10 protein-coding genes are annotated in these 11,671 nt (G+C 73.6%); 5 read left to right on the forward strand and 5 right to left on the reverse strand.

Annotated features, from left to right (window positions below; all coding sequences use genetic code 11):
- Window positions 1-72: 72 nt before the first annotated feature.
- From DEI82_RS05810 to DEI82_RS05825, 4 genes are read right to left on the reverse strand one after another with little or no spacing between them, the layout of a single operon-like run.
- Window positions 73-1,143, reverse strand: a complete 1,071-nt coding sequence (locus DEI82_RS05810; protein WP_111036085.1) for a phosphotransferase family protein — start codon at window positions 1,141-1,143, stop codon at window positions 73-75.
- Window positions 1,140-2,087 carry a hypothetical protein gene (locus DEI82_RS05815; RefSeq protein WP_111008586.1) on the reverse strand — a complete coding sequence of 316 codons (948 nt, stop codon included), beginning with the start codon at window positions 2,085-2,087 and terminating at the stop codon, window positions 1,140-1,142. The genes DEI82_RS05810 and DEI82_RS05815 overlap by 4 nt, the downstream gene beginning before the upstream one ends.
- A complete protein-coding gene (locus tag DEI82_RS05820) occupies window positions 2,084-2,944 on the reverse strand; it encodes an enoyl-CoA hydratase/isomerase family protein (RefSeq protein ID WP_111008587.1) in 861 nt (286 codons plus the stop codon). Before DEI82_RS05820 ends, DEI82_RS05815 begins: the two co-directional genes overlap by 4 nt.
- Window positions 2,941-3,747, reverse strand: a complete 807-nt coding sequence (locus DEI82_RS05825; protein ID WP_111036086.1) for an enoyl-CoA hydratase/isomerase family protein — start codon at window positions 3,745-3,747, stop codon at window positions 2,941-2,943. The genes DEI82_RS05820 and DEI82_RS05825 overlap by 4 nt, the downstream gene beginning before the upstream one ends.
- Window positions 3,748-3,824: 77 nt before the next feature.
- On the opposite strand from DEI82_RS05825, the gene DEI82_RS05830 reads away from it, so the two are divergent.
- Window positions 3,825-4,487 carry a hypothetical protein gene (locus DEI82_RS05830; protein WP_111036087.1) on the forward strand — a complete coding sequence of 221 codons (663 nt, stop codon included), beginning with the start codon at window positions 3,825-3,827 and terminating at the stop codon, window positions 4,485-4,487.
- Window positions 4,488-4,545: 58 nt separating this feature from the next.
- On the opposite strand, the gene DEI82_RS05835 is transcribed toward DEI82_RS05830, so the two are convergent.
- Window positions 4,546-5,568, reverse strand: a complete 1,023-nt coding sequence (locus tag DEI82_RS05835) for an MBL fold metallo-hydrolase (RefSeq protein ID WP_111036088.1) — start codon at window positions 5,566-5,568, stop codon at window positions 4,546-4,548.
- 124 nt (window positions 5,569-5,692) lie between these two features.
- On the opposite strand from DEI82_RS05835, the gene DEI82_RS05840 reads away from it, so the two are divergent.
- The 4 genes from DEI82_RS05840 to DEI82_RS05855 all read left to right on the forward strand — a co-directional run bounded on the left by DEI82_RS05840 (window position 5,693) and on the right by DEI82_RS05855 (window position 11,645).
- Window positions 5,693-7,981 carry a glycosyltransferase family 39 protein gene (locus DEI82_RS05840; protein ID WP_111036089.1) on the forward strand — a complete coding sequence of 763 codons (2,289 nt, stop codon included), beginning with the start codon at window positions 5,693-5,695 and terminating at the stop codon, window positions 7,979-7,981.
- Between the two features lie 10 nt (window positions 7,982-7,991).
- Window positions 7,992-8,714 carry a response regulator transcription factor gene (locus tag DEI82_RS05845; RefSeq protein WP_111012661.1) on the forward strand — a complete coding sequence of 241 codons (723 nt, stop codon included), beginning with the start codon at window positions 7,992-7,994 and terminating at the stop codon, window positions 8,712-8,714.
- Window positions 8,711-10,228, forward strand: a complete 1,518-nt coding sequence (locus tag DEI82_RS05850; protein WP_111036090.1) for a cell wall metabolism sensor histidine kinase WalK — start codon at window positions 8,711-8,713, stop codon at window positions 10,226-10,228. The genes DEI82_RS05845 and DEI82_RS05850 overlap by 4 nt, the downstream gene beginning before the upstream one ends.
- 97 nt (window positions 10,229-10,325) lie before the next feature.
- Window positions 10,326-11,645 (forward strand): bifunctional glycosyltransferase family 2/GtrA family protein, encoded by a 1,320-nt coding sequence (locus tag DEI82_RS05855; RefSeq protein ID WP_111036091.1) that lies wholly within the window; start codon window positions 10,326-10,328, stop codon window positions 11,643-11,645.
- The last annotated feature ends 26 nt before the right edge of the window (window positions 11,646-11,671 follow it).

The raw sequence follows: 11,671 nt of genomic DNA on the forward strand, positions 1-11,671 counted from the left end.
GGCGGATGGCTGCAGCCGGCGCGGCACCGACGGGGGGCGACTCGTGCGGCGCGGCCGCTCGCGCGCGCCGCGTCAGGTCAGCGGCTCGGTGCGCGCGGCGTCCGCGGCCCTCAGGAAGGCCCTGACCTTGCCCGTACCCGCGTAGTACGGGTCGCCGTCCCCGCGCTCGTGGCGGCGGCGGCTGTACTCGTAGAGCACCGCGAGTTTCCAGTTCGCGAGCACGACGTACCACCGGAGGTGGTCGAGGGGAGCGCCGGTCGCATCGGCGTACCGCGCCACGAGCGTGCGAGCGTCGGGGAACCCGGGCGCACTGCTCGCCGCGCCGAGTTCCTGCACGGGCGTCGACGGGCCCCCGGGCCCGGACCAGGACGCGACGAGGTACCCGAGGTCCACGAGGGGATCGCCGACGGCGGCGAGCTCCCAGTCGAGCACGGCCGCGACCCGCGGGGCGTCCGGCGCGAGCAGCAGGTTCCCGAGTCGGTAGTCGTTGTGCACCAACGCGGCCCCCGACTCGGCCGGCGCGTGCTCGACCAACCACGCGTCGACGTCGGCGAAGGCGTCGGGCGGGGAGCCGTCGGGCTCGGCGACGAGTCGTGCGAGGCGGTCCCGCTGCCGGAGGTTCGCGCCGTCGGGTCGGCCGCGGAGCCCGAGCGTGTCCCACGGCAGGCGGTGCAGCGCGGCCAGCCGGTCCACGAGGTCGTCGGCGAGTGCGGCGCGGGCGGCGGGTGTCGACAGCCCCTCGGGCAGGTCCGTCGTGACCACCGGACCCGCCACGTACGACATGGCGAAGCACGGCACGTCGAGCACCGTGCCGGCGTCGGCCGTCGCGAGCACGCGTGGCACGGGTACCGATCCGCCGGCGTGGCTGCCCACCGCCGCGATCACGCGGGCCTCGCGGAGGACGTCGTTCGCGCCGGGGGGCGTCGGCGGTGGGGGTGGGCGTCGGACCACGACGCGCTGCCCGGCGTCGTCCTCGACGAGCCAGGTGACGTTGGCGTGGCCGTCGCCGATCGGCCGCACCGACACCCGCGAGTCGGTCAACCCGGCGTCGGCGAGCCACCGCCCGAGGGCCGCGGTCGTCGTCGCGTCGACGGCGGTCCCGGTTCCCGCGCCGGTGGTCCCGGCGGTCGCACCGTCGCTCACGCGTCGTCCCCGCGCAGGTGGGCGAAGTAGTCCGTCGGCCACTCGACCTCGAACTGCCCAGCGCCCCGCTCGCCGTCGATGCGCGCCACGCACCCACCCTCGAGCACGGTCGTCCCGGTCCGCTCGTCGGGCAGGTGCAGCACGCCGAAGACGTCGAGGTCGAGCGTCGTCGTGCCGCCCTCGACGTCGTGCAGGACCGCGTGGAGTCGGCGTTGCTCGTACCCGGCGCCGTAGGTCGTGTCGTCCTCGATGCGCGACACGGGCACCGGCCGGCCGTCCCGCAGGACGTACCCGGCGAACCCCCACCGCCCGGCGGCGATCCACGTCCACCCGTTCACCGCGCGCCCGGAGGGCGTGTACGCCACGAGCCACTTCCAGTGCTGGGGCGCACGCCAGTCCCGCAGACCCCACGAGTGGTCGCGGTGCCCGATCGGCCCGAGCTCGAACGCGTGGTCGTCCGCGCGCACGTGACCACGGACGGCACCGGTCTGCTCGATGCGGTCCTCCGCGAACCAGGACGGCAGGCCGTCGGGGGCGTCGCGGAAGCTGAAGGCCTCGTGCAGGGCCGTGAACGTCAGGTCGAGCTCGATGCGGTCCGTCCGCACGACGACGTCAGCCGTGCGCAGCGGATCCCGGTGCCGGACCGTGAGACCGCCGACGGTGAAGTCGTCGAGGTCCATGGCCTCGGCCACGCGCCCGCCGCCGAACTCGCGCACGGTCGGCGCGGCGTCGCCCCACACCGCCACGTTGTAACCCGCCGCCCCCGTGCCCGTGACGAACAGGTACACCTGCACCGCCAGTCGTTCCTCGGGCAGCACCGTCTGGTAGAAGACGCTGTCCCGCATGCGCGCCCCGGGTGCCGGTCGGTGCCGCAGGTCGTCCGTCGGCAGCAACGCTCGGGAGGCCCGGAGCACGTCCGCCCCGCCGCTCGCCGCAGCGCTCACGCCCGGTCCCCGAACGCCTGCCGGACCGCGACCTCGTACGACGGGGTCTCCCCGGCCCTCCCGAGCGATCGCTTGCCGATGCGCGTGCCACGGCGGTCGGGGGCCGCGTACGCCGTGGCGAGTGCGACGGCCTCGGCCTGCAACGCGCCCACGGCGTCGTCGGCGGTGGTGTCGACGATCCGGTCGAGCAGCCCGATCGCCAGGGCTTCGTCCGAACGGACGACCCGACCGGTGAACGCCAGCTCGGCGGCCATGCCGGGGCCGACGACGCGGGGGAGCATCCACGACGTCCCGAGCTCGCCGATCGAGAAGCCGACCTTGACGAACGCCGCGTTGAAGGAGGCACGCCGCACACCGAGCCGCACGTCGGCCGCGAGCGCCAGGGACAGGCCACCACCGGACGCAGCGCCGTTCACCGCGGCGACGACCGGGAACGGCAGGTCGTGGAGCGCCTGGACGGCCTCGCTCGCGGTGTCCTCGATGTCGAGGAACGCCGGGACCGTCGTCGCGCGCAGGGCCGGGAGCGCGGCGAGGTCGTACCCGGCGCAGAACGCGCGGTCGCCGGCGCCCGTGAGCACGAGCGCGCGCGTGCCGTCGCGCCGCAGGTGCCGCGCGGCCTCCCCGATCTCGCGGAAGACGTCGGCGTCCACGGCGTTCATCCGCGTGGGGTTGTCGATGACCAGGCGGCTGACACCGGCGTCGAGGTGCTCGAGACGGATGCCCTGCCAGGGGTGCGCGTGTCCGGAGCCGGTCGCGCCGCTGCCGGGCGTGCCGTTTCCGTCCGGGACCGTCGGCAGGCCCGTGCTGTCACCAGCGACGGTGCTGCCGGTCGTGCGTTCGGTGGAGTTCGGCGTCATCGGTTCGAGAACGACGCCTGGCGCTTCTCGAGGAACGCCTCGAGCGCTTCCGCCATGTCGGAGGTCCGGGTGAGCAGGGTCTGGCCGCGGTTCTCGAGCTCGAGCGCCGCGTCGTACGACGGGACCTCGAGGTTGGCCTGCATCGCGCGCTTCGACAGTCGGACGCCCGCGGGGGAGTTCGCGGCGATCGTCCGCGCCAGCTCGAGCGCGGCGGCGTCGACGTCCGGCACGACCCGGTTCACGAGACGCAGGGCGGCGGCCTCGTCGGCGTCGACCGCGCGGGCGGTGAACGCGAGGTCCGCCGCGACCGCGGGGCCCACCAGTCGGGGGAGCAGCCACGACACGCCGTACTCGCCGGTGGAGGTGCCGAGTGCGGTGAACGACGCCTGGAACACCGCGTCGGGTCCGGCGAGCCGGATGTCGGCGACGAGCGCGAGTGCCAGGCCCGTCCCGGCGGCCGGTCCGCCCACGGCGGCGACCACGGGCACGCGGAGGGCGCGGATCGCCGCGAGTGCGTCGGCGGTGCGCTCCTGTCGGTCGAGGTCGTCCGGGACGGTCGCGTCCGTGCGGTCCGCGGACTCGGCGACGTCGTACCCCAGGCTGAACGCGGATCCCGAGGCGCCGATCACCAGGACCCGGACGTCGACGTCGGCACGGACCGCGTCCGCCAGGTACTCGAGCGCCTGGACCATCGCGACGTCCAGCGCGTTGCCGGCGTCGGGTCGGTCGAGTGTGGCGACGACGACGCCCGGCGCGGGGCGCTCGACGCGGACGGGCGCGGGATCGGATCCAGGGCTGCTCACGGGTCGAGACTAGCCCGGCCACGGGAGGCCCGAACGGGGGCGCGGCGCCCCTGTGGACAGCGGCTTAGGGTGTCCACATGCGCAGACGTCGGGGTGGCATCGTCGGGATCGTGCTCGTGGTGGCGTACGCGGCGCTCCGCTTCGGGTTCCTCGCGTACCGGGAGCACGAGGACGGCATGTCGACCGTCGGGATCGTCGAGAGCCTCCTCGTCATCGCGCTCGGGGTGTTCGTCCTCATCGAGGTGGTCCTCGCCGTGCAGCACGCCCGCACCCGCGCCCGTGAGCGGGTGCTCGCCGAGCGGCACCCCGGTGCGTTCACGGCCCCCGTCCTCGTCAAGCGCGGCACCGCGGCCGAGGTCGACCGCGCCGCGGGCCTCCTCGGCGTGCGACCCGAGCGGCGGGCGCCGCGGAGCGCGGCGGGGACGCTCGTCGCCGACCAGCACGGGATCGGCCTGTACGTCGGTGGCGGGACGCCGACGCTCCTCCTCGGGGTCCCGCGCGCCGCGGTCGGTCAGGTGGGCACGGGGACCACGTCCTCCGCCAACCGCTACGGCGTCGGCACGGTCGAGGCGCTCCGGGTCGTGGTCGACAGCGGCGGACGCTGGACGACCGTGGACCTCCCGGTGTACCGGCGCGTGGTCGGGTTCTCGCTGGCGCTCCACGACGACGCACTGCGCGAGGTCGTCCGCTCGGTCGCCGCGGCGGCGCAGGTGCCGCTCGACGCCCAGGTGCGCGGCTGACGCGTCCTCGGCGCCCGCGTCGGGGATCTCCGGATCGCAGGCGGCGTCCGCGTCGGCCTCAGGCTGGCCGGATCTCCTCCGATCGCCCGAGCAGGCGAGCGTGGAACGCGGTCTGGGCGAGCGCGGACGCGAGCAGGTACCCGGTCATCGACGCGATGCCCCCACGGAACGGCACGTGCGCCGCGACCTCGAACAGCGTGGGACGGTCGAGCGTGTCGAGTGCCGCGGCGACGTGCTCGCCCCGTTCCCGCCGGTGGTCGGCGAGCGTCGCGGCCCGGGCCCGCACGTCGCGGAACCGGTACTCGTGTCCGGGGCACACCTCGAGCTCCGCGAGGTCGGCGAGTCGGTCGAGCGACGCCAGGTAGTCCTCGAGCGGGTTCGTGGCCGTCCGACCCCCGAGCCCCAGCCCGGAGTTGATCCGCGGGAGCACGTGGTCGCCGGTGAACAGGAGTCCGTCCGGCGCGTCGACGAAGCACAGGTGTCCGGTCGTGTGGCCCGGCGTCCACAGGGCCCGGAGTTCGCGCCCCGCGACCGGCAGGACGTCCCCGTCCTCCACGAGCAGGTCCGCCTCGACGTCCGGGAGGCGCCGCCCCGTTCCCCAGGCCCGCACCAGGCCGGCGCGCAGCGGCTCCGGCACGCCCCAGCGTGCGATGTCCTCGTCGTCCCGCCGACGGTCCTCGTCCTGGTGGCGGATCGCTCGCGCCTCCGCCGGGTGCATCGCGACCCGCGCGCCGGAGGCGTCCCGGACGGCCGCCGCCGCGCCGAGGTGGTCGACGTGCAGGTGCGTCACGGCGACGAGTCCGACGTCGTCGAGGGTCCGACCGATCGTGGCGAGGCCGTCCCGGAGCACCGCGAGCGTCGGTTCGGTGCCCCAGCCCGGGTCCACGACGACGAGCGACCCGTCGGCGGCCTCGAGCACGTACGTGAGCGTGGAGTCGGGGATGCCCGCGGCGAACGGGATCGCGAGGGTCCAGACGCCGTCCCGGACCTGCTCGACGGGCGGCAGGGTGCCCGCGGCGAACGCCTCGGCCTGCAGGGTGCTGACGGGGGTGGGCGGACTGGTGGGCGCCGGGGTCGTCACGAGGGCAGCCTAACGACGGGCCGCCGGCGCGATGGCGATCCTCCACAGTCGGCTCGCAGCCGTTCTGATCCACGGCATAGGGATCGCCGAGGAACCATACGCGCTCGCTCGGCATCCTCGACCCATGACCAGTCACCCGGCGACCCTGATCGACCGACCCGACCATCCCGCGGAGAGGAGGACCGCGGAACGACGCAGTGCGATCGTCCGACTCTTCCTCGGCGACCGCGCGGACGCGGCCTGGCTCCGTCCGGCGTTCTGGGCGCTGCTGCTCCTGACCGCCGTCTTGTACTTGTGGGACATCACGGTGTCCGGCTCCGCGAACAGCTTCTACGCCGCGGCGGTGCAGGCGGGCTCCGAGAGCTGGAAGTCCTGGTTCTTCGGGTCGCTCGACACTGCTGACTTCATCACGGTCGACAAGCCCCCTGCGTCCCTGTGGGTGATGGGACTCTCGGCGCGCATCTTCGGCTTCTCGAGCGCGAGCATGCTCGTGCCCGAGGCGCTCATGGCCGTCGCCTCCGTCGCGTTGACCTGGGGGGTGGTCCGTCGGACCCTCGCGCGACTCGGTGGCACGACGGCGAACGTCGGCGCGCTGCTCGCCGGGTTCGTCCTGGCGATGACCCCGGCCGCGGCGCTCATCTTCCGCTTCGACAACCCGGACGCCCTGCTCGTGCTGCTCATGACGGCCGCCGCGTACTGCACCGTCCGGGCCCTGCCCCGCGGGAGCTGGCGGTGGTTCGCGCTCGCCGGCGTCGCGCTCGGGTTCGCGTTCCTGACCAAGATGCTCCAGGGTCTGCTCGTCATGCCGGCCCTCGGACTCGTCTACGTGTTCGCGGCGCAGGCGACCTGGCGGAAGCGCGTCATCGGCGCGGTCATCGGGGTGGTGTCCCTCGTCGTCGCAGCGGGGTGGTGGGTGCTCACGGTGGCCCTCTGGCCCGCCGACGCGCGCCCGTACATCGGCGGATCGACCGACAACACCGTGCTCGACCTCGTGTTCGGCTACAACGGCCTCGGGCGGATCTTCGGCGGTGACGGCAACGGCGGCGGTGGCGGCGGCGGGATGACCGGGGGCACGGCCGGTTCGTCGTTCGGCGGATCGACGGGCCTCGAGCGGCTGTTCTCGTCCGAGATGGGGCTCGAGATCTCGTGGCTCCTCCCCGCGGCGCTCCTCGCGCTCGTCCTCGGCCTCGTGGCCGCTGGACGGCGTCCTCTGGCCGATCCGGCCCGCGCCGGGCTCGTGCTCTGGGGTGGATGGCTCCTGGTGACCGGGCTCGTGTTCAGCTACATGTCCGGCACGATCCACCCCTACTACACCGTCGCGCTCGCTCCAGCGATCGCGGGTCTGGTCGGCACCGGTGGGGCGATGCTGTGGGCACGTCGCCGGTCGGCACTCGGGACGCTCGGGCTCGCGGCCATGATCGCGATCACCGCGTCTTGGAGTTGGGCGCTCCTGGGCGAGAACGCGACCTGGGTGCCGTGGCTGCGGTGGGTCGTCCTCGTCGGCGGATTCCTGTCAGCCGGCGCCGTGGCAGTGGGGACCCTGCCGACTCTGCGCCGGCTCGTGGCGGTCGGCGTTCTCGCAGGCACGTTGTTCGGCCTCACCGGCACGACGGCGTACGCCGTGGCGACCACGACGGTCGGCCACACGGGATCGATCCCGAGCGTCGGTCCTGCGGGGAGCGGATCCTCGGGGACGGGCGGCGCCGCGGGCGGCATGGGCGGGGGCATGCCCGGTGGTACCGGTGGCCCCGGAGGCTCCTCCAGCGACTCCACCACCGGTTCCGGTGCCGGGACGGGCATGCCGCCCGTTGGGTCCGGAGGATCGGACTCGGACGCGACGACGGGGCAGCCGCCCGCCGGTGCGCCGGGGAGTTCGTCGGGCACGAGCGGCACGAGCGACGGGGGTGGCCGAGCGGCGGATGCCGGCAGCATGGGCGGCGGGAGCCAGACCACCTCGACCGCGCTGCAGAAGCTCCTCGAGGCGTCCGACGCCAAGTGGGCGGCGGCCGTGAACGGATCGCAGTCCGCAGCGCAGCTCGAGCTCGACACCGACCAGGCCGTCATGGCCATCGGCGGTTGGTCGAGCGACCCGACACCGACGCTCGCGCAGTTCAAGGCGTGGGTGAAGGAGGGCAAGGTCGGCTACTACATCGTCTCGAGCGGCATGGGCGGCGGCATGGGCGGCGGTCCGGGCGGTAGCTCCGCAGCGGACACGAGCGGCAGCGCTGGCGACACGAGCGGCAGCGCTGGCGACACGAGCGGCAGCGTCGACGGCGATGACGGCGGAGCTGGCGGCGGGATGCCGGGCGGCCAGTCGACCAGCACGGCGACCGCGATCCAGGCCTGGGTCGAGGCGCATTTCACGGCGAAGACAGTCGGGGGCCAGACGGTCTACGACCTCAGCGGCGACTAGGCTCACCGCGATGAGCAGCGCGCCCCTCACGAGGACCGACGGCACGCCCGTCCGGGTGCTCGTCGTGGACGACGAGGTCGCCCTCGCCCAGGCGATCGGCCTCGCGTTCACGGCCGATGGCTGGTCCACGCACGCGGTGCACCGCGGCCGCGACGTCCTGTTCGCAGCCCGGGAGTTCCAGCCGGACGTGGTGGTGCTCGACGTCATGCTGCCCGACATCGACGGCTTCGAGGTCCTGTCCCGGCTCCGGGACGCCCGCGATGACGCCCGCGTGTTGTTCCTCACCGCCAAGGACGCCCACGAGGACCGGATCGCCGGACTCACGGGCGGCGGGGACGACTACCTCACGAAGCCGTTCGGCATCGAGGAGTTGCTCGTCCGTGCGCGGATCCTCGCCCGGACGTCGTCGCGTGTGGTCGCCGACGGGGGGCCGGCCCGGCTCGTCGTCGAGGACCTGGAGCTCGACGAGGACACGCACGCGGTCACCCGCGGTGGCGAGGGCATTGACCTCACGGCGACCGAGTTCGAGCTCCTGCGGTACATGATGCGGAACGCACGACGGGTCCTCACCCGGGATCGCATCCTCACGAACGTCTGGGGGATGGACTTCGGGGCGTCGTCGAACCTCGTGGACATGTACGTGTCGTACCTGCGACGCAAGGTGGACGCCGGGCGCGAGCCGCTCCTCCAGACCGTACGGGGCACCGGGTACGTCCTCCGTCCGCCGACGTGAGGGCGTCCGGGGCCGGGAGTCCGCGGAAGGACCGGACGCACTCGCTGCGGTGGCGGATCGTCCTCATCGTGGCGCTGCTCCTGACGGTCACGAACGTCGTCGTCGGCGTCGTGACCGTCGTGGCGTTCCGTGGGTACCTGTTCGGGCGCCTGGACGACGACCTGACGACCGCGTCCCAGCGCGCGCTCGACGCGCAGAGCGACCTCCCGTCGCCGCCGCCGGACGGGCGCAACCCGCCCCCGGGCGTCACCGGCACCGATCCAGACCACGACTTCATCGGCGCACCAGGCCAGTCCGCGGACACGGTCGTCGCCGTGTCCCGGAAGGGAGCGTTCGTCATCGCCGGGTACACCGACGCGACGGGTGAGCAGCACCGTCTCAGCACCGCTGCGAAGGCGGCGCTCGCTCGGGTGCCGCGTGACGGCGATCCGGTCACGCGCGAGCTCGGCTCCCTCGGTGCCTACCGAGTGCTCGCCACCAGGTCGGACGGCGCGGTGTTCATCACGGCGCTCCCCGTGGGCGGCATCACGGCGGCGATCGCGCGGCTCGTCCTGGTCATCGCGATCGTCGCGGTGCTCGGGGTCGTGGTCGCTGCCTGGGCCGGGGCGATGCTCGTGCGTCGCGCGATGCGTCCGCTCTCGCGAGTCGCCGCCACCGCTTCGGCCGTCACCGCCCTCGATCTCGACAGCGGCGACGAGGGCATCCCCATCCGGGTCTCCGACGAGGACATCGGCGTCAGTCGCGAGGTCCGCCAGGTCGGCACGGCGTTGAACAGCCTGCTCGGGCACGTGTCGGAGGCCCTCGCCGTGCGGGATCGCGCCGAGACCCGCGTGCGCGCGTTCGTGGCGGACGCCTCCCACGAGCTACGGACGCCGCTCGCGACCATCCGGGCGTACGCGGAGCTGACGGGATCTGAACCCGCGTCGCCCGCGGTGCACCGGAACACCGAGCGGATCCGAGCCGAGGCGGTGCGCATGGGTGACCTCGTCGAGGAGCTCTTGCTGCTCGCTCGGCTCGACTCGACCGTGCCGCCCGTCCGGGAGCCCGTCGACCTGTCCGCACTCGCCGTCGAGACGACGATGGACGCCCGTGCGGCCGGGCCGGAGCACCGATGGGCGCTCGACCTCGACGACGAGCCGGTGGTGGTCATCGGCGACCCGGTCCAGCTGCGTCGGGTGGTCGTCAACCTCCTTGCGAACGCGCGGATCCACACGCCAGCGGGGACACACGTCGCGGTCTCGGTGCACCGGGACGAGCGTGACGGAGCCGGTGCCCGCGCTCGGCTCGCCGTCGCGAACGACGGTCCTCCGATCTCAGCGGCGTCCCTGCCGACGCTGTTCGACCGGTTCAGCCGGGGTGACGCCTCGCGGTCGCGGTCGACGGGCACGACGGGGCTCGGTCTGTCGATCGTGCAGGCCGTTGCCCTCGCGCACGGCGGTTCGGTCTCGGTGACGAGTGGCCCGACCCGGACGGAGTTCGTCGTGTCGCTGCCGCTCGACGTCGCCGCCAGCTGAGGTCGCGCCGACCTCCTCGGCGACGCCTCGGTCGTTCTTACGGCGACCACAGGCCCCGGAAGCGCTTCCTCCATCCCCGCTCCGCACGCTGTCTGGCATGAGCGCACCGACGGACACCATCGACATCGACATCGTGGTGCCCTGCTACAACGAGCAGGGCACCCTCGCCGCGCACATCCGGCGGCTCCACAGCTTCCTCAGCGCTGAACCACTCGTGGCCGGGCCGGGACGGACGTGGCGGATCACCATCGCGGACAACGCCTCGACGGACGACACCGCCCGGATCGCGGACGACCTCGCCGCGATCCTGCCGCGGGTCGTCGCCGTGCACCTGCCGCTCAAGGGCCGCGGGCGCGCGCTCAAGGCCGTGTGGTCCGCTTCACCGGCCGAGGTCCTCGTCTACGTCGACGAGGATCTCTCCACCGACCTGGCGGCGCTCGGCCCACTCGTCGCGCCGCTGCTGTCGGGCCACTCGGACCTCGCCATCGGAACTCGCTTGGTCGGGTCGTCGCGGGTCGTCCGGGGTGGCAAGCGGGAGTTCATCTCGCGTTCGTACAACGCGTTGCTCCGGACCGCCATGGGGGTGTCGTTCTCCGATGCCCAGTGCGGCTTCAAGGCGATCCGCCGCGACGTCGCTGCGCGTCTGCTGCCCCTCGTCCGTGACGACGCCTGGTTCTTCGACACCGAACTCCTCGTCCTCGCCGAGCACGCGAGACTGCGGATCCACGAGGTCCCCGTGGACTGGGTGGACGACGTCAACTCGTCGGTGGACATCACCGCGACCGCGCGGGAGGACCTCCGTGGAATGCTCCGCGTCGGCCGGGATCTCGCTCGTGGGCGATTGCCGCTCGCCGAGGTGTACGACGCCGTCGGGCGCCACCCGTTCACGACCCCGACGATCGGCTTGTTCGCGCAGGTGCTCCGGTTCGGCGCGGTGGGCGTGGCCTCGACCCTCGCGTTCGCCCTGCTCTACGTCGTCCTGCAGCCGGCGCTCGGCGCTCAGGTCGCCGATTTCGTGGCCCTGATGGTCACCGCGATCGGCAACACGGCTGTGAACCGCCGGTTCACGTTCGGCGTCCGGGGAGCGGCGGGCGCCGGGCGACACCAGGTACAGGGGCTCGTCGTGTTCGGCGTCGCCTGGCTCATCACCGCCGGGTCGCTGGCCGGACTCCACGCGACGGCCCCGCATGCCGGAAGCGGGACCGAGGTCGTCGTCCTGACGGTCGCGAACCTCGTCGCGACCGGGATGCGGTTCGTGCTGTTCAAGCTCTGGGTGTTCCGAGGGCGGCGCCGACAACCCGCCGATGGAGTCGAGCGCCCCGCGTCCGACGTCGCCACACGTCCGATGAGGGCCGTCGGCGACGAATCCGCGCCAGCCGCCACCTCGTCCGTCCCGTTCCAGCAGGTGCGGCCGTGACGACGTCCGCTCCTCAGGGGCGCTCC

It is taken from the genome of Curtobacterium sp. MCBD17_019 (assembly GCF_003234555.1).
In the GTDB taxonomy this organism is placed as follows: Bacteria; Actinomycetota; Actinomycetes; order Actinomycetales; family Microbacteriaceae; genus Curtobacterium.

Bases quoted from the DNA above. Each gene is read 5' to 3' on its own strand.
- DEI82_RS05845 (WP_111012661.1), top strand. From the start codon at position 7,992: ATGAGCAGCGCGCCCCTCACGAGGACCGACGGCACGCCCGTCCGGGTG.
- DEI82_RS05855 (WP_111036091.1), top strand. From the start codon at position 10,326: ATGAGCGCACCGACGGACACCATCGACATCGACATCGTGGTGCCCTGC.
- DEI82_RS05830 (WP_111036087.1), top strand. From the start codon at position 3,825: ATGCGCAGACGTCGGGGTGGCATCGTCGGGATCGTGCTCGTGGTGGCG.
- DEI82_RS05820 (WP_111008587.1), bottom strand. From the start codon at position 2,944: ATGACGCCGAACTCCACCGAACGCACGACCGGCAGCACCGTCGCTGGT.
- DEI82_RS05840 (WP_111036089.1), top strand. From the start codon at position 5,693: ATGACCAGTCACCCGGCGACCCTGATCGACCGACCCGACCATCCCGCG.